This window comes from Pseudoalteromonas sp. NZS127_1 (assembly GCF_015864295.1).
Taxonomy (GTDB): domain Bacteria; phylum Pseudomonadota; class Gammaproteobacteria; order Enterobacterales; family Alteromonadaceae; genus Pseudoalteromonas; species Pseudoalteromonas arctica.
The window spans coordinates 23,460-38,790 of the sequence record NZ_JADYXO010000022.1 but is presented as its reverse complement, the minus strand read 5'-3'; the positions used below and the strand labels follow the sequence as shown (position 1 = coordinate 38,790).

Annotated in this window: 17 protein-coding genes; 8 read left to right on the top strand and 9 right to left on the bottom strand. The window is 40.3% G+C overall.

From position 1 onward, the window contains the following. Positions 1-129: 129 nt before the first annotated feature. Positions 130-894 carry a class II glutamine amidotransferase gene (locus tag I6F50_RS16865; RefSeq protein WP_165740353.1) on the top strand — a complete coding sequence of 255 codons (765 nt, stop codon included), beginning with the start codon at positions 130-132 and terminating at the stop codon, positions 892-894. Positions 895-925: 31 nt separating this feature from the next. Here I6F50_RS16865 and I6F50_RS16860 read toward each other — a convergent pair whose 3' ends face one another. The 5 genes from I6F50_RS16860 to cmoA all read right to left on the bottom strand — a co-directional run bounded on the left by I6F50_RS16860 (position 926) and on the right by cmoA (position 5,274). Further along, the gene (locus I6F50_RS16860) at positions 926-1,660 is read right to left on the bottom strand and encodes a DUF3108 domain-containing protein (RefSeq protein ID WP_197120087.1); all 735 of its coding nucleotides are present in this window, start codon (positions 1,658-1,660) and stop codon (positions 926-928) included. A 16-nt stretch (positions 1,661-1,676) separates the two neighbouring features. Next, positions 1,677-2,324, bottom strand: coding sequence for a phosphoribosylglycinamide formyltransferase (purN, locus tag I6F50_RS16855; RefSeq protein ID WP_007586949.1), 648 nt, complete (start codon positions 2,322-2,324; stop codon positions 1,677-1,679). Beyond that, positions 2,324-3,376: a phosphoribosylformylglycinamidine cyclo-ligase gene (purM, locus tag I6F50_RS16850; protein ID WP_002959993.1), complete on the bottom strand. Its 1,053-nt coding sequence runs from the start codon at positions 3,374-3,376 to the stop codon at positions 2,324-2,326. Before purM ends, purN begins: the two co-directional genes overlap by 1 nt. Before the next feature lie 191 nt (positions 3,377-3,567). Next, on the bottom strand, positions 3,568-4,536 hold the full coding sequence (cmoB, locus tag I6F50_RS16845) for a tRNA 5-methoxyuridine(34)/uridine 5-oxyacetic acid(34) synthase CmoB (RefSeq protein WP_197120077.1): 969 nt from the start codon (positions 4,534-4,536) through the stop codon (positions 3,568-3,570). Between the two features lie 12 nt (positions 4,537-4,548). Then, positions 4,549-5,274 (bottom strand): carboxy-S-adenosyl-L-methionine synthase CmoA, encoded by a 726-nt coding sequence (gene cmoA / locus I6F50_RS16840; protein WP_007378000.1) that lies wholly within the window; start codon positions 5,272-5,274, stop codon positions 4,549-4,551. A 116-nt stretch (positions 5,275-5,390) separates the two neighbouring features. Here cmoA and I6F50_RS16835 point away from each other — a divergent pair, with 116 nt between their 5' ends. Together I6F50_RS16835 and I6F50_RS16830 are read left to right on the top strand one after the other, a co-directional pair. Then, a complete protein-coding gene (locus I6F50_RS16835) occupies positions 5,391-6,080 on the top strand; it encodes a DUF3334 family protein (protein ID WP_165729298.1) in 690 nt (229 codons plus the stop codon). Between the two features lie 164 nt (positions 6,081-6,244). Then, complete coding sequence (locus tag I6F50_RS16830) at positions 6,245-7,033, top strand: hypothetical protein (protein ID WP_197120078.1); 789 nt, start codon at positions 6,245-6,247, stop codon at positions 7,031-7,033. Positions 7,034-7,040: 7 nt separating this feature from the next. Here I6F50_RS16830 and I6F50_RS16825 read toward each other — a convergent pair whose 3' ends face one another. Together I6F50_RS16825 and I6F50_RS16820 are read right to left on the bottom strand one after the other, a co-directional pair. Continuing rightward, entirely contained in the window at positions 7,041-7,541 is a 501-nt protein-coding gene (locus I6F50_RS16825) for a M48 family metallopeptidase (RefSeq protein WP_165729300.1), read from the bottom strand. 22 nt (positions 7,542-7,563) lie between these two features. Next, the gene (locus tag I6F50_RS16820; protein ID WP_197142574.1) at positions 7,564-8,412 is read right to left on the bottom strand and encodes a DUF72 domain-containing protein; all 849 of its coding nucleotides are present in this window, start codon (positions 8,410-8,412) and stop codon (positions 7,564-7,566) included. 247 nt (positions 8,413-8,659) lie between these two features. On the opposite strand from I6F50_RS16820, the gene aspS reads away from it, so the two are divergent. The 3 genes from aspS (at position 8,660) to I6F50_RS16805 (ending at position 11,412) form a co-directional block, all read left to right on the top strand. Beyond that, complete coding sequence (aspS, locus tag I6F50_RS16815; RefSeq protein ID WP_197120081.1) at positions 8,660-10,438, top strand: aspartate--tRNA ligase; 1,779 nt, start codon at positions 8,660-8,662, stop codon at positions 10,436-10,438. 130 nt (positions 10,439-10,568) lie between these two features. Further along, a complete protein-coding gene (locus I6F50_RS16810; protein ID WP_165729303.1) occupies positions 10,569-10,799 on the top strand; it encodes a hypothetical protein in 231 nt (76 codons plus the stop codon). A gap of 16 nt (positions 10,800-10,815) precedes the next feature. Beyond that, complete coding sequence (locus I6F50_RS16805; RefSeq protein WP_197120083.1) at positions 10,816-11,412, top strand: pentapeptide repeat-containing protein; 597 nt, start codon at positions 10,816-10,818, stop codon at positions 11,410-11,412. A gap of 72 nt (positions 11,413-11,484) precedes the next feature. Here I6F50_RS16805 and I6F50_RS16800 read toward each other — a convergent pair whose 3' ends face one another. Continuing rightward, the gene (locus tag I6F50_RS16800) at positions 11,485-11,808 is read right to left on the bottom strand and encodes a hypothetical protein (RefSeq protein ID WP_010555318.1); all 324 of its coding nucleotides are present in this window, start codon (positions 11,806-11,808) and stop codon (positions 11,485-11,487) included. Positions 11,809-11,937: 129 nt separating this feature from the next. On the opposite strand from I6F50_RS16800, the gene I6F50_RS16795 reads away from it, so the two are divergent. After that, the gene (locus I6F50_RS16795; protein WP_197176769.1) at positions 11,938-12,687 is read left to right on the top strand and encodes an alpha/beta hydrolase; all 750 of its coding nucleotides are present in this window, start codon (positions 11,938-11,940) and stop codon (positions 12,685-12,687) included. Between the two features lie 55 nt (positions 12,688-12,742). Here the strand turns inward: I6F50_RS16795 and I6F50_RS16790 are convergent, their stop codons facing one another. Beyond that, entirely contained in the window at positions 12,743-13,945 is a 1,203-nt protein-coding gene (locus I6F50_RS16790) for a bifunctional alpha/beta hydrolase/OsmC family protein (protein ID WP_197176768.1), read from the bottom strand. Between the two features lie 527 nt (positions 13,946-14,472). Between I6F50_RS16790 and I6F50_RS16785 the strand changes: the two genes are divergently transcribed. Continuing rightward, complete coding sequence (locus tag I6F50_RS16785) at positions 14,473-15,312, top strand: isopenicillin N synthase family oxygenase (protein WP_166421518.1); 840 nt, start codon at positions 14,473-14,475, stop codon at positions 15,310-15,312. Positions 15,313-15,331: the final 19 nt, after the last annotated feature.

Genomic DNA, 15,331 nt, shown 5'->3' with positions numbered 1-15,331 from the left:
ATCTAATAGCAAAATGACACTTTTTAAGTAAGTATAGTAATCATAGTGGGCTGTAAATTAGTGTACGCCTAATGTAAAAATATAACGCTATTTATTTTTAATGTATGGTTTTTAAGGGTTATTTTATTAATGTGTGAATTACTTGGCATGTCAGCCAACGTGCCTACCGATATTTGTTTTAGTTTTTCAGGCCTTTTAGAGCGTGGTGGAAATACCGGCCCACATAAAGATGGGTGGGGTATTACGTTTTACGAAGGTAAAGGCTGTAGAACCTTTAAAGATCCTGAGCCGAGTTATCAATCTGAAATAGCTAAACTCGTTAAAGCATACCCAATTAAAAGTGTATCGGTTATTAGCCATATTCGACAAGGGAACCGCGGTAGAGTGTGTCTGGAAAACACCCATCCGTTTACACGAGAGTTGTGGGGGCGTGAGCTCACCTATGCACACAACGGGCAACTATCAAATTATCATGATTTAAAAACAGAGTACTATCGTCCAGTGGGGAACACCGATAGCGAACTCGCTTTTTGTTGGTTACTCGATAAAATTCGCGAAAAATACCCAAAACGTCCAAGTAATATGGCATCGGTTTTTAGATACGCCGCTAAGCTCTCGCATACGTTGCGTGAAAAAGGCGTGTTTAATATGCTATTGACCGACGGGGTGTTTGTTCTAGCGTATTGCACTAATAACTTACATTACATAACGCGCCGTGCGCCATTTGGTAAAGCAACGTTGATTGATGCCGACATGGTGGTTGATTTTCAACAAGAGACCACACCAAACGATGTAGTAACAGTAATAGCCACAAGACCTTTGACAAATGATGAGCGCTGGCAAAAAATGGAGCCGGGGGAGTTTGCATTGTTTAAAATGGGTGAGCTAATTTAGCCCACCTATTTTATTACTGATTTATTTAAAGCTAGTTAGCTTCTTGAGGTTGTTGTGCTATAGCAGGCGCAACAGCTGTAGGTGCAGTAACAGTAAATGAATTCATTTGAACTTCAAACTGCTCCATGCCTTTTTCACCTTTCCACATACGTACCAGCATGTAATCCATTTCTGGCGCAAACCATGCAATTGCTTGGCGTTTATCGTTATCGTATAAACGCTTTACTTTAATAGCTTCTACATTACCGATAGGCAACGAAATCATCTCGGTGCCAGATACTTCAAAATTGTAGTCGCGGCGATTACCTTTTTTATCAATAAGCGGGAATGAAAAGCTCGTTTCGCCTTTTTTCAATCCTTCGCGTACTTGTACTTGGTACGAAATAGCATCCTGAAAGTCATCAGTCCATTCGCATTTAAGAGGGTATTCGCTAGCACTGCTAGTCACTACTTTGTTTGTTGTATCAAAATCAATTTTATAATCTTTATCAGGGCCTGTACCGGTGCGGATCATATTGTAATGATGCGGGGTGACCTTGCCATCTTTAAAGGTAAACTTTGATGTTTCTTCACGAGAATCAGAGAAAATCATCCACTCAATATTGCTGTGGTATGTTAGTTCATAAGTATCGTCGCCCATTTTTTTGAGCTCACGAACAGCCTCACCATGATTTTTACCTTTGCGTAAAATATCGTAGTTAGCTTGATATTGGGTCAATTCGCCTGCAATTAGGCTAGTTGGAAGTAAAGCGCCCGCACATAACAACAGGGCACTTATTTTTTTATTGTGAGTAGTGCGCGCCGTGTGCAGGAAGTTGTTTTTTGTCAAGAACTGCATAATCTGCTTCCATAGTAAGTCTGTGTTCACTGAACCACTTGACCACCAAAGGATAAATTATATGCTCTTGCTCATGCACGCGTTTTGCTAATGTTTCTGCTGTATCATCCTTGAGTACAGGTATTTGCGCCTGAAGAATAACGGGACCGCCGTCTAATTCTTCAGTAACAAAGTGAACACTTACGCCATGAACATCGTCTTTTGCATCAATTGCTCTTTGGTGGGTATTCAGCCCCTGATACTTAGGCAACAAAGATGGATGAATGTTCAACATTTTTCCAACATATTTTTGCACTAAGCCAGGAGTAAGAATACGCATAAACCCAGCTAATACAACTAGATTTGGCATAAAAGAGTCGATAACGTTCATTAATTGCGCATCGTACGCTTCGCGCGAGTCAAAATCTTTATGACTGAGCACTTTTGTAGCAATACCTGCTTTTTTTGCACGCTCTAGGCCATAAGCGTCTGCTTTGTTACTAATAACAGCCGCTATATGTCCGTTTATCTCGCCACGTTCGCAGGCATCTATGATGGCTTGTAAATTAGAGCCACTACCTGAGATTAAAACTACCAGACGAGTCGGTGCCATTACTTAGCACCACCTACAATTTCAACTTGCTCTTCGCCAGCTGCTGCATCTTGAATTTCACCAAGGTGCCATGCATTTTCGCCCAAGTCTTTTAGCATTGTTAAGCTTTGCTCAAGTTTGTCTGCAGGAACTACTAAAACCATACCTACACCACAGTTAAATGTACGGTACATTTCGTGTGTAGTAATATTGCCGTTTTCTTGTAGCCAGTTAAAAATAGGTGGCCACTGCCAGCTATCACCTTTAACTACAGCTTTTGCTGAAGCGGGTAATACACGTGGAATGTTTTCCCAAAAACCGCCGCCAGTAATATGCGAAAGCGCATGTACGTCAACGTTTTTGAATAACTCAAGTAAAGGTTTTACGTAAATACGAGTAGGCTCAAGTAAGGTTTCGCCTAATGTTTTACCTTCAAAGTCAGCGCTGGTATCAGCTTTTGACACTTCAAGTACTTTACGAATTAAAGAGAAGCCATTTGAATGAGGGCCGCTTGAAGCAAGTGCAATAAGCTGATCGCCTGCTGCTACTTTTGTGCCATCAATAATTTTTGATTTTTCTACAACGCCTGTACAAAAGCCTGCCATGTCGTAGTCTTCACCATCATACATACCTGGCATTTCAGCTGTTTCGCCACCAATTAGGGCACAACCTGAAATTTCACAACCTTTGCCAATACCTGTAACTACGTCAGCTGCTGTGTCTACATCTAGTTTACCAGTTGCATAGTAATCTAGAAAAAACAGGGGTTCAGCACCTTGAACAATTAAGTCGTTTACACACATTGCAACCAAATCAATACCAACCGTATCGTGTTTTTTTAAGTCGATTGCTAAACGTAGTTTAGTACCAACGCCATCTGTGCCTGCAACTAAGACTGGTTGCTTGTAGCCTTCAGGAATTTCGCAAAGTGCGCCAAAACCACCAATTCCGCCCATTACTTCAGGACGACGAGTTTTTTTAACTACGCCTTTAATACGCTCAACAAGTGCATTACCAGCGTCGATATCTACGCCCGCGTCTTTATAGCTTAGAGACTGTTTTTGTTCGCTCACAGGTTTTCCTCAAAATAGTTGTTTTGGGTTGCTTAGAAACGCGCGTATTTTACAACAATTGCAAGGTCGCGGCTAGCTCAAATGTAATTTTGAAATAATTAACAAGGACACTTGTCCGCTGTCTGTTGTTTAAATAAACAAAAAAACGCCAGCAGGCGTTTTTTTAGTAATTAAAGACGTTAAATTAACAGCTATGCTTTTGCGGTTAATATGGCTCGAAGTGGAGCGGGGTAGCCTTCAATTGTTTTACTTGTATCGTTTGGATCTAAAAAGTCTATTAACGACTCGTTTTCCATCCAGTCGGTTTTGCGTTGCTCTTCAAGCGTGGTAATAGCGCAATCTTTTATTTGTACATCTTTAAAGCCAACGCGTTCCATCCAGAGTTTTAATGCTGCAGTACTTGGAATAAACCAAACGTTGCGCATTTTAGCGTAGCGGTCGGTAGGGACTAATACTGTGTTTTCATCACCTTCAATTACTAGCGTTTCAAGTACAAGTTCGCCGCCGGGGCGAAGCTGCGCCTTTAACTGCGCTAAAAAGTCGATAGGTGAGCGACGATGATAAAGTACGCCCATCGAAAAAACCGTATCAAACGCTTTAAGCTCAGGTAATGCTTCAACGCCTAGTGGCAGTAAATGCACGTTTTCGTCTGGGTTGTAGTGTTTAATTGCCTGGAACTGACATAAAAATAAATCAGACGGATCAATACCCACTACAAACTCTGCGCCTTCACCGCGCATACGCCATAAATGATAACCTGAGCCACAACCAATATCTAAAACGGTGCGGCCTTTTAATGGCTCAATATGAGGAAGCAGGCGGTCCCACTTCCAATCACTGCGCCACTCTGTGTCTATTTCAATTCCGTGCAAACTAAATGGGCCTTTGCGCCATGGCATCATGCGTTTTAATAAATGCATCGCCTGTTTTTGTTCGCCATCACTCATCTCCCCTGACGCGCCTATTTCTACCTTGGTAGAGACATCTACATGCGTAGTTGCTACTTCAGGCAAATTTTTAAGCACTTTTTGCCATTTAGGTAAATCGCCATGGCTTGCCTCGTTTTGCCAGTGTTTTAATTGTGCCGGCAGGGTTTCTAGCCAGTGGCTAAGAGGGCTTTGTGCGATAGATGCGTAAAATTGGTTAAACCATTGAGACATAAGTCACTCTCTTTATTTAATTGCTACCATTGAGCAAAAATTAAAACATTGATACCACACTTGAGTTTGGCTAAAACCAATATCTTGTAAGCGAGTAAAGTGAGCGCTTAGTGTATCTGGGCGCATAACGTTTTCGATGGCGGTACGCTTTTGGCTTATTTCAAGCTCAGAGTAACCATTGTGTCGTTTAAAGTCGTGGTGCAAATCAATCAATAAATTGTCGCATTGCTCGTTTTCAGCTTTAATTTTTTCGCTAAGTAGCAGCACGCCACCGGGCTTTAAGTTAGCGTATATTTTTTCAAGCACGGCTTGGCGCTGTGCGTGTGGAATAAACTGCAGCGTAAAGTTCATTGCTACTACTGAGGCGTTTTGAATCTCAAGCTCGTTAATATCGCCTAAAGTAACAGTAACAGGCACATCTGATTTAAAACCTTGTAAATGTACCTTACAACGCTCAACCATAGCTTGAGAATTATCTACCGCTATTATATGGCAGTTATCGGTGCGAATATTTCGTCGCATGCTAAGCGTTACTGCACCCAGTGAACAGCCTAAATCATAAAGATTTGAGTTACTTTGTGCATACTCACCCGCAAGCTTACCCATTGTACTGACAATCGTTGCGTAGCCCGGTACCGAGCGCTGAATCATATCTGGAAAAACTTCGACTACATTTTGGTCAAAGCTAAAATCTTTTACTTGTTGCTCAGAGGCATAAATACTGTCTTTTATGGTCACGAAGGCAGTCTCTTTGTAAATAATAGAGTTATTTTAACATTTTATACTGGATAGTCAGTGATAAATTCAGTAGCTTGACTAGAATTATGAATAATAAGTATAAAAGAGAAGATTAAATGAGCAAAAGTAAGGTCATCAGCACAGACGATATATTAGCAACCCTTTGTCATTCAGTGACAGGCGTACTCACATCAGCCAGCGGTAATGGTATTAGCTACTCTGCTATGGTACAAAAAATAACGCGTACATGTATGCGACCAGATATTGGCTGCTTTGTTTTATTTGACGGCGGTTTTACCGGCCTTGTAATTACCAACTTTACTTCGCAAGCGGCGATGGAAATTTATGGCGATTACATGCGTAATATGGGTATGCCTGAGAATGAAATAGCGCATAGCCATTTATCAGACGACGTATCAAACGTACTAGGCGAGTTGATGAACCAAATTGTTGGCGACTTTACTTCTAAAGTGCGTGAGCAGTTACATACTTCTATTACGCAAAATCAGCCAAAAATGATGGCAATAAACAAGCAAGTGCAAATATCGGTAGATACCACGATGGATCGCCCGCAAGCCCGCCGCGTAACATTCACCACAAGTAAACAAAATATATTTTACTTGGAATTAGCGATGGATAAAACAGAGTTTATTAAATTACACGACTTTGATATTGCAGAAGCACTAGACCCAGACGACATAATTGAAAACGAAGCTAAAAAGAAGGCTGAAAAAGAAAGCGCAAAGGCTAAAGACGTTGTGCAAGATGATGCAGATGACGACTTTATGGCAGGCTTAGGACTTTAAGTTTATTACGTAGGTTGGTTTGAGTGAAACGAAACCCAACGTTTGCTCAGCTATCAATTTTCAGTTATCAGCCTTCAGTAGGTTGATACGACTGCATAAAAACGCGATTTGATATCGCGTTTTTTTATTCATAAAAATTAAAATTTAAGGGAAAGGGCGATTACATGGCAGTTATCGATAAGAAAAATAATAAAATTTTTAAGGGGGTTTTGATTTCCCTAATTGTATTAGCAATAGCTTCAATGGTTGGCATATTTACACTTTGGTTCAAAGGTTTAGGTGTAGGGTACGGAGGGACTTCAGAGACTTGGTCACACTTTGGTAGTTTTTTTGGTGGAGTGCTCGGTCCGATACTTTCTTTTTTATCTTTTACTGCGATTATATATACCGTTTATCTTCAATCGGATAGTAATAAAGTTCAAGCTCTAGCAAATAAACAGGCAGCAGAGGATAGGCTTGCTTCTGAAAAGTTAGCTATTGAGTCTCAAAAAGACCAACGTGATGCATTCCAAAAGCGCATAAAGCATGAAAAACAGCAACAGTTGCTATCATTTTTCATTAATACTTTTGATGAACTTGAATCACTAGGTTGCGAAGCTGTTCAGGATTTAACAGAAAAAAATGAAGTTGGGCTAGCTACCTTATCATATAGAACCACTTCTTACGCTTGGAAAGCACACTCTACGTCGCTAGTTTTAAAGAGATACCTTGATAAATTTGATAGTGAAAGTGCAGAATTTATTCATATATACGCAACTAAATGCTCAGGACAGATAAATAACTTTAAAGAGAATATCGAAATATATCGAGCTTGCTTGAACAATAGTGCTGAAGAATTAGCTAGGATGTTAAGTGAATCGCAAGAAACACACCGAAGATTTGAAGATTCTCTACAAATTTTGAAGGATAAATACATTTCAATCTGGGAAGAGAGAAGTAACAATGGAAACTGATCTGAGATTACAAGCCATACGGATTCTCTCCCATCGCCACTACCACACAAAATATCCTTAAATCTAATTCCAATTGGTGGTAACTCGGTTCCATGTGGCAGCAAAGTTGGTAAAAGCCTTTGTTATGGTCTTTCTCTTTAAAATGGGCGAGCTCGTGAACTACTAATGCTTTCAGTAGTAGCTCGGGGGCGCGCAGCAAGTCGCTGTTAATCGCTAAATCGTGCTTACGGGTTTTACCTTGCATACGGTAAGTGTGCGTACCTAATGCATTGGTGACCATGTCGCCTTGTTTTTTAAATGCAGCGCGACCAAACGGCGGGGCGTTTTTTAAATATTGTTTTTTAAGTTCGGTGGCGTAGCTATAAAGTAGCTTATCGCTGGTTATGGTATGCGCTTGCGGGTATTTTTTAAGTAAGTAGTTACTTACCTTTTTGTTGTTGATTAGGCTTAATACCTGCTCAACAATGTTTGCAGGGTAGCCGGTAAAGTAACGTGCGTATTCACTCATTTATATTCTCTAATTTTATTGTTTAAAAAAGTGCCGGCTGGTGGGCTTCTTTTTCGCCAGTAAAGGGGTTTAATGCTTTGTGATTATAACCTAGGTCCTGGCAAAACTGGCGAGCTAATAACGGCGCTTCTCGGTTATCGGCGGTATGAAAAAACACATACGGTGTTTTACCTTCATCAAGCCATTGTTTTACTTTGCTCAGCCACGGCTTATAAAAGGGTTTATAGTCGTTTTGCAAATTGGCTATTACAAAGCGTGCCATAGGCTGCGAGCCTGTAGCAATAGCGTGCACTGGTAAATGAGGTTTTTTTTGCTGTGCATCTATTAGCGCTTCGGTTGTTGGTTTTACGGCAAATAGAGCGCGTGTATCCATTGATATGCGATTTATATTGTTCGCCATTAATAGCTGATTAAGCGCTATTTCGGCTTCACCTTTTTTGAAAAATGCAGTATGACGTACCTCTACACCGTAATTAATCTCTTTTGGTAACAGGCTAATAAACTGTGCGAGTTTGGGTAAATCGTTTGGGCCAAAGGCTTTTGGCAATTGCAGCATGATTTGCCCCGTTTTTTCTAAAATAGGGGAGAACAAGTTAAGCCAATCAGTAAGCTCGGTTTGTATATTAGTAAGGTGTAGTTCATGGCTAAAGCGACGATTAAACTTAAAAGTAAATTTAAAATCGTCGGGTACGCTATTTCCCCAGCGCAATACGGTGCTTGGCGATGGATCGGCGTAAAAGCTGGTGTTGCCTTCAACAGAATTAAAATGTTGGGCGTATTGGCTAAGCATATCGGCGTTTTTACATTGGCTTGAAAATAAATTGCCTTTCCATGCATTACTCGACCACTGCGGGCATCCAATATATAACATACAAACTAGCGCCTTATTATAAAGTGGCGATAGTGTAGCAAATAACAAAACGAGCTGCTGTAAATTCAGGGGTAAAAGCCGTACACGCCCTAGCATCTTAATGTTAGTTGAGTATAATGCAGGGCTTAATTTGATTATTTTTAGATTGCTAGCGGCTTTATTTGTATTGTGGTGACCTGTTTTTTAAATCACACGCCTTAAAACAAATAACTTTAACCGTTTAAGCCTTTTATCTGACAGGAAAACTATGCGCTCTATATATTGCGGACAGCTAAATAAAACTCACGTAGATCAAGAAGTAGAACTATGTGGCTGGATCAACAAACGACGTGACCTTGGTGGACTTATCTTTGTCGATTTACGCGATAGAGAAGGTTTAGTACAAGTTGTATTCGACTCTGACATTGAAGAGTTAATGAGTTCGGCTAACACACTTCGCCAAGAATTTTGTGTTCAGTTAAAAGGTGTTGTTCGCGCACGCCCAGACAGCCAAGTAAATAAAGACATGGCAACTGGAGAGATCGAAATTTTAGGTAAAGAGCTTAATATTATTAACCGCTCTGAGCCATTACCACTTGATTTTAACCAAGTAAACTCAGAAGAGCGTCGTTTAAAGTACCGTTACTTAGATTTACGTCGTCTAGAAATGAGTGACCGTATTAAATTACGCGCTAAAGCAAGCAGCTTTGTTCGTCGCTTTTTAGATGAAAACGGCTTTTTAGACATCGAAACGCCAGTACTTACTAAAGCAACGCCAGAAGGCGCGCGCGATTACTTAGTACCGAGCCGTGTTCATAAAGGTAGCTTTTACGCATTACCGCAGTCGCCGCAGTTGTTTAAGCAATTGTTGATGATGTCTGGTTTTGACCGTTACTACCAAATTGTTAAATGTTTCCGTGATGAAGATTTACGTGCGGATCGCCAACCAGAATTTACCCAAATAGATATAGAAACCTCGTTCATGAGCTCTGATCAAGTACGTGGTATGACTGAAAAAATGATCCGTGAGATGTGGCAAACATTGTTAAACGTTGATTTAGGCGATTTCCCAATCATGCCTTACAGCGAGGCAATGAGCCTTTACGGTTCTGATAAGCCTGATTTACGTAACCCAATGAAATTAGTTGATATTGCTGATTTAGTGAAAGACGTAGAGTTTAATGTTTTTTCAGGTCCGGCTAACGACGAAAAAGGCCGTGTTGCTGTATTAACAGTACCGGGTGGCGCTAAGCTTTCTCGTAAACAGCTTGACGATTACACTAAGTTTATTGGTATTTACGGCGCTAAAGGCATGGCGTGGATGAAAGTAAACGACCACACTGCAGGCGCTGAAGGCGTTCAATCACCAGTGGCTAAGTTTTTAAACGAAGACGTAATTACTAAATTGCTTGAGCGTACTAATGCACAGTCGGGCGATATTATTTTATTCGGTGCCGATAAGCGCAACACAGTAAATGAAGCTATGGGCGCCCTGCGCGTTAAGATTGGTGTTGATTTAGAAATCACTAACCTTAATAGCTGGGCACCACTTTGGGTTGTAGATTTCCCAATGTTTGAAGAAGATGACGAAGGCACATTACATGCTGTACATCATCCATTCACTGCACCAAAAGATATTACTGCAAGTGAGCTTGAAGCAAACCCAGCAGCAGCAATTTCAGATGCCTACGACATGGTATTAAACGGCTACGAAGTGGGTGGCGGTTCGGTGCGTATTCATAATGCAGATATGCAAGAAACCGCATTTAGAATTTTAGGTATTAACGAGCAAGAGCAACAAGACAAGTTTGGCTTTTTACTTGATGCACTTAAATACGGCACACCACCACATGCAGGTTTAGCATTTGGTCTTGACCGTTTAGCAATGCTTTTATGTGGTACCGATAACATTCGTGACGTTATTGCTTTCCCTAAAACAACACAAGCATCGTGTTTATTAACTAACGCGCCAAGTAAACCTAACCTCGATTCGTTAGCTGAGCTTGCAATTAGTGTTGTAGAAAAAGAAGTATCAAGCGAAGAGTAATTTTTGCTTAGCTTTTAAGCTAAATTTAAAAACCCTTAAGTTATATGCTTAAGGGTTTTTTTGTGGTTAAATTTAAAGCAGTTTAAAGGTTTGTGCCGATTGCTATTATCCATATTGAAAAGGAGTTCTTATGTCGTTTCATCTAACCTTATTTGGTGAGTTTTTAGCTTTTTTTATTATATTATGCATCCCTATTTTTGCTGTAATTAGCTACAAAATAGGTAAGCGTAAAAGTACTATGCCAGGTGTTTTAGCGTTTGTGGGTGGCTGTTTTGCGCTATTTCCATTGTTTGGTTTAATTTTTATTGCAGTGCTTGCGCTTAAAAAAGATTTACCTAAAAATAATGGCTACGCAGGTTAAATCTAATAGGTAAATTGTGTTGTTAAGTAACAATAAACAGTATTTTGATGAGCAATTTAATGCTTTGCAGTACGCAGAGCAGCTAACTGAAAACTCTGAGTTTGAAGAATGTATATTTATCGATTGCGACTTTTCAGGGGGGCAGTTTAAAAATTGCCGATTTATAGAATGTAGTTTTAAAAACTGTAATTTATCGTCACTTAAATGGAACTACAGTTCGCTTGAAAATGTAAGTTTTAGCCACTGTAAATTAAATAGTTTGCAATGGGCTGATGTAGATTGGCCAGCGCTTAGTATTAACGCACCGGTGAGTTTTAATTATTGTGAGCTCAGTAATAGCTCTTTTTTTGAATTAACCCTCAAAGCCCTCAAACTAACACACTGCTTTGCCAAAAATGTTGATTTTAGACACGCTGATTTAAGCAGTAGTGAATTTACAGGAACAGATTTTCGCGATAGTGAGTTTTTTCAAACTAACTTAACAAAATGTGATTTTGTAGGTGCTACAGCGTTTAATATAGATTTGAATAATAATATCTTAGCGAATGCTAAGTTTGATCGCTTCGAAGCACTTAATTTGCTTACCAGCCTTAATATAGAACTATGTGATTAATTTAGTTTAATATAATTACATATCTAGAAGCGACAGCTTGGCTGGGCTTCTAGATACTGCGTGACTGGGTAATTAACGGCTTGGGCCATTTTTATTACGTGCACTGGCAAGCTGTCTTGCGATTTCTAATAACGCAGGTGAAATATCTTCAGCGCCATCTTTAATTAGTTTTGTAACGTCACCTGATGAAAACAAACCGTCACGTGGTGATTTAATACCTAACTCACGTACAAAATCCTTCGTTTTACCAGTGCTGCCTGTTTCAATAAACTTAAAAATAATACGTTCATTGTTATTTTTAGCAGGTGCTTTTAGTGTTTCGATTTCGTCATGTATTGCAGTTAGTTTGTCTTCTAGGATTTCTATACGTTCTTGAATGCTATTGTATGATTTCATTTATTGGATCTTTTACTAAATATATTAAAACAATGGCGACTATTATCGCATAGTTTGACAATAGAGAATGCAAACCTATAAAGTAAAAGTTATTTTTAATTAAAAACAATAATTTATATAAGTTTAAATATGCAAAAAGCACTTAAAAAGCTTTTTATGTTAAGCGCACTCACCTTAACTACATCAATAATAAGTACTACAAGCTATGCAAACGACGATGTTATAACCGATGATAGCCGCAATCGCACTATTCCTATCAATATTACATTACCAAGTAACAATACTAAGTGTTCAGAGCAAGCAAAGTGCCTCGTGGCGTTTATTAATGCGGGCTACGGTATTAGTCATAACAAGTATACGTTTGCCAGTGATGCGTTTAATCAACGCGGATACTTAACAGTAGCCGTTGCGCACGAACTAAAAACCGACCCTTACCTAAACCGTGAGCAGCCTTACTTAACCACTCGTATAGAAAACTGGCATCGTGGTGTGGTAACGCTTAAGTTTTTAGTTAATGAGCTAGCGAGTAAATACCCAGGGTACGACTTTACAAAACTCGCCTTATTTGGGCACTCAAACGGCGGTGATATTTCAGCGTTATACGGCTCTATTTATCCTAATGAAGTTAGCACTATTATTACGCTCGATCATCGCCGTATGTTGATCCCTCGTAATAAAAACATTCGCGTACTTACATTACGCGGTAGTGATTACCCAGCTGATGCGAATGTATTATTAACGGCTGAGGAGCTGGATAAGTTTCCTGTTACACAAACACTAATAGAAAAATCTCGCCATAACGATATGTACGATGGCGGGCCAAAATGGCTGGTGGATAGAATGAGTAAAGAGGTAGGGGAATTTTTAGATAACGAATAATTAGCTTTGTTTAAGCATAGCGCAGTGTTACCTGCGCTATATTGCTTTATGGTAGTTACTTTACCAGTTCACTTACAATAACTGGATTGTTATGTAGTGTTTTATGCACAGGGCATTTGTCGGCTATTTCGAGTAAACGCTGGCGCTGCTCTTGTGTTAAATCACCGATTAAAGTGATTTTACGGGTAATGGCTTCAAGGTTACCGGTTTGCTCACAATCGTCGCAATCTTTGTTGTAATCGCGAGTGTGATCAAGCTCTACTTTAACATGCTCTAGCGCTAAATTTTTACGTGTAGCGTACATACGTAGTGTCATTGCTGTACAAGCACCAAGCCCCGCTAATAAGTGATGATACGGATCGGGGCCTAAGTTTTTACCGCCTACCTTTATTGGCTCATCTGCAAGCCAAGTATGATCTTTAGTGCTCACGTGCTGAGTAAATACATGGTCTTTTTCTTCAACAAGTACATTGCCACCTGTTAGGCTTGCTGCGTATTTTGTTTTGTCATACTTGACGTAGCGATTAGCCCACGTTGCAATAATTTCTGCAGCGTAGTCGGCATCGTTTTTATTAGTAAGTAAGTGATCGGCGTTATCTAGGCTAATAAAACTTTTAGGATGCTTAGCTGATGCGTAAATTTTTTCGGCTTCACTAATATTTACCGTCGCATCAATAGGGGAGTGCATTACTAACAATGCGCGCTTAAGTTTACTAATGTGGCTTTTATCGTACTTGGCTATATCGTCTATAAACTGTTTTTTAATGGTAAATTCGCGGCCAGCTAGGCTTACCTTCGCTTCACCGGCTGCGTTAATTTCATCAAGGTGTGCTTCAAAGTTATGCGCTACGTGCTGCGCATCTGACGGTGCACCAATGGTAGTAATAGCCGATACTTCAGGAATGTGCTCAGCAGCAGCAAGTACCGCAGCGCCGCCTAAACTGTGGCCAATAAGTAATTGCGGCGCTGCAAAATGCTCGCGCAGATGATCAGCCGCTGAAACTAAGTCTTGAATGTTTGATGAAAAGTTACTGTTAGCAAAGTCGCCATCGCTATTACCTAAACCCGTAAAATCAAAACGCAGTACGGCTATGCCTTGTTGCGTAAGTGCACGGCTTATACGTGTGGCTGCTGCTATGTCTTTTCCGCAGGTGAAGCAGTGTGCAAATAGCGCATAAAACTTTATATCGCCGGCGGGGCGTTCGAGTTGGCCGGCAAGTTCTAAATCGCCGCTTTTAAAAGATACTTTTTGTCGCATGGGGAGCCTTATTTACACAAATAAAATACATTAGGGCGTGTTGACCGTTGTGGATTGAAATTTGTTCAATCTAGGGGCGATTAAATCGCGGCGCGAGGTTTGTAACCTAGTGGGCTAAGTAAAAACCGAGCAACAAAGAGTTAATCGTCCCTAGAAAGAACCCAAAGGGTAGCGCATGTTTGGCATTTATGCTGCGTTATCGCCTATTTATGGGGAACAACCACACATCATAGGCTCTGCCTTGCTTAAACACCAAACAGTCTGCTGCAAATTCACCCACCAAAGGTCAGCACGCCCTAGTAGACCATATATAAGCACTAAACCTTGCAAATTCAACGTTTTTTTATAAGTTGATCTTGATCAAGCCTAGTGGTGGAAACGTTACGCTGCGGACATATGTCCTTATTTTTTTGAGGTCATTTGTCTATCCTCGCACAGCGCTATAATGAAGGCTTTTCTACTTTATCTTGGCAATTTGCTACTATTAAAGCAGTCCACTTCACACAACCTATTCACTGGAACGTACAATGCAATTACCTACTGTTGATTATAAAGCTCCCGATGCGGCTGCACACTTTGTTGAATCATTAAGAAATACTGGATTTGGCGTTTTAAAAAACCACCCAATTCCACAGTCTTTAGTTGAGTCTATTTACAAAAATTGGCAAGACTTTTTTAACTCAGAGCAAAAGCACGACTTTTTATTCTCTAAAGAAACTCAAGACGGTTATTTTCCGCCTTCAGTATCTGAAGTAGCGAAAGGCTTTACAATAAAAGACATTAAAGAGTACTTTCATGTGTACCCTAAAGGCCGTGTTCCTGCAGAGCTCGAAGCTGATGTACGAGAATACTACCGTTTAGCAAGTGAATTTGCCGGTACTTTACTAAGCTGGGTTCAGGCTGAAGCGCCAGCTGATGTTCGCGCTAAATTTTCGATTGATTTAAAAGACATGATTGCCGGTTCTGAGCAAACATTGTTACGTATCCTACATTACCCACCAATGACGGGTGATGAAGAGCCAGGTGCTATTCGCGCTGCTGCTCACGGTGATATTAATTTATTAACGGTATTACCAGCTTCTAATGAGCCTGGTTTACAAGTTCAAAAAACAGATGGCGGTTGGTTAGACGTGCCATGTGATTTTGGCAGCTTAATTATTAATATTGGCGACATGCTACAAGAAGCGTCGGGCGGGTATTTCCCATCGACAATTCATCGCGTGATTAACCCAACGGGTAAAGCATCTACTAAATCGCGTATATCACTACCGTTATTTTTACACCCGCATCCAGATGTTGTGCTTTCAGAGCGCTACACGGCAGATAGCTACTTGCAAGAACGCCTGCGTGAGTTAGGTGTTAAGTAACTCTTATACTTAGAGTAAT

Excerpts from the sequence above, each read along its gene's own strand:
- I6F50_RS16825 (WP_165729300.1), bottom strand. The coding sequence starts at position 7,541 with ATGAGTGAATACGCACGTTACTTTACCGGCTACCCTGCAAACATTGTT.
- aspS (WP_197120081.1), top strand. The coding sequence starts at position 8,660 with ATGCGCTCTATATATTGCGGACAGCTAAATAAAACTCACGTAGATCAA.
- I6F50_RS16830 (WP_197120078.1), top strand. The coding sequence starts at position 6,245 with ATGGCAGTTATCGATAAGAAAAATAATAAAATTTTTAAGGGGGTTTTG.
- I6F50_RS16835 (WP_165729298.1), top strand. The coding sequence starts at position 5,391 with ATGAGCAAAAGTAAGGTCATCAGCACAGACGATATATTAGCAACCCTT.
- purN (WP_007586949.1), bottom strand. The coding sequence starts at position 2,324 with ATGGCACCGACTCGTCTGGTAGTTTTAATCTCAGGTAGTGGCTCTAAT.
- cmoB (WP_197120077.1), bottom strand. The coding sequence starts at position 4,536 with ATGTCTCAATGGTTTAACCAATTTTACGCATCTATCGCACAAAGCCCT.
- I6F50_RS16790 (WP_197176768.1), bottom strand. The coding sequence starts at position 13,945 with ATGCGACAAAAAGTATCTTTTAAAAGCGGCGATTTAGAACTTGCCGGC.
- I6F50_RS16865 (WP_165740353.1), top strand. The coding sequence starts at position 130 with ATGTGTGAATTACTTGGCATGTCAGCCAACGTGCCTACCGATATTTGT.
- I6F50_RS16800 (WP_010555318.1), bottom strand. The coding sequence starts at position 11,808 with ATGAAATCATACAATAGCATTCAAGAACGTATAGAAATCCTAGAAGAC.
- I6F50_RS16820 (WP_197142574.1), bottom strand. The coding sequence starts at position 8,412 with ATGTTATATATTGGATGCCCGCAGTGGTCGAGTAATGCATGGAAAGGC.
- I6F50_RS16785 (WP_166421518.1), top strand. The coding sequence starts at position 14,473 with ATGCAATTACCTACTGTTGATTATAAAGCTCCCGATGCGGCTGCACAC.
- I6F50_RS16810 (WP_165729303.1), top strand. The coding sequence starts at position 10,569 with ATGTCGTTTCATCTAACCTTATTTGGTGAGTTTTTAGCTTTTTTTATT.
- I6F50_RS16795 (WP_197176769.1), top strand. The coding sequence starts at position 11,938 with ATGCAAAAAGCACTTAAAAAGCTTTTTATGTTAAGCGCACTCACCTTA.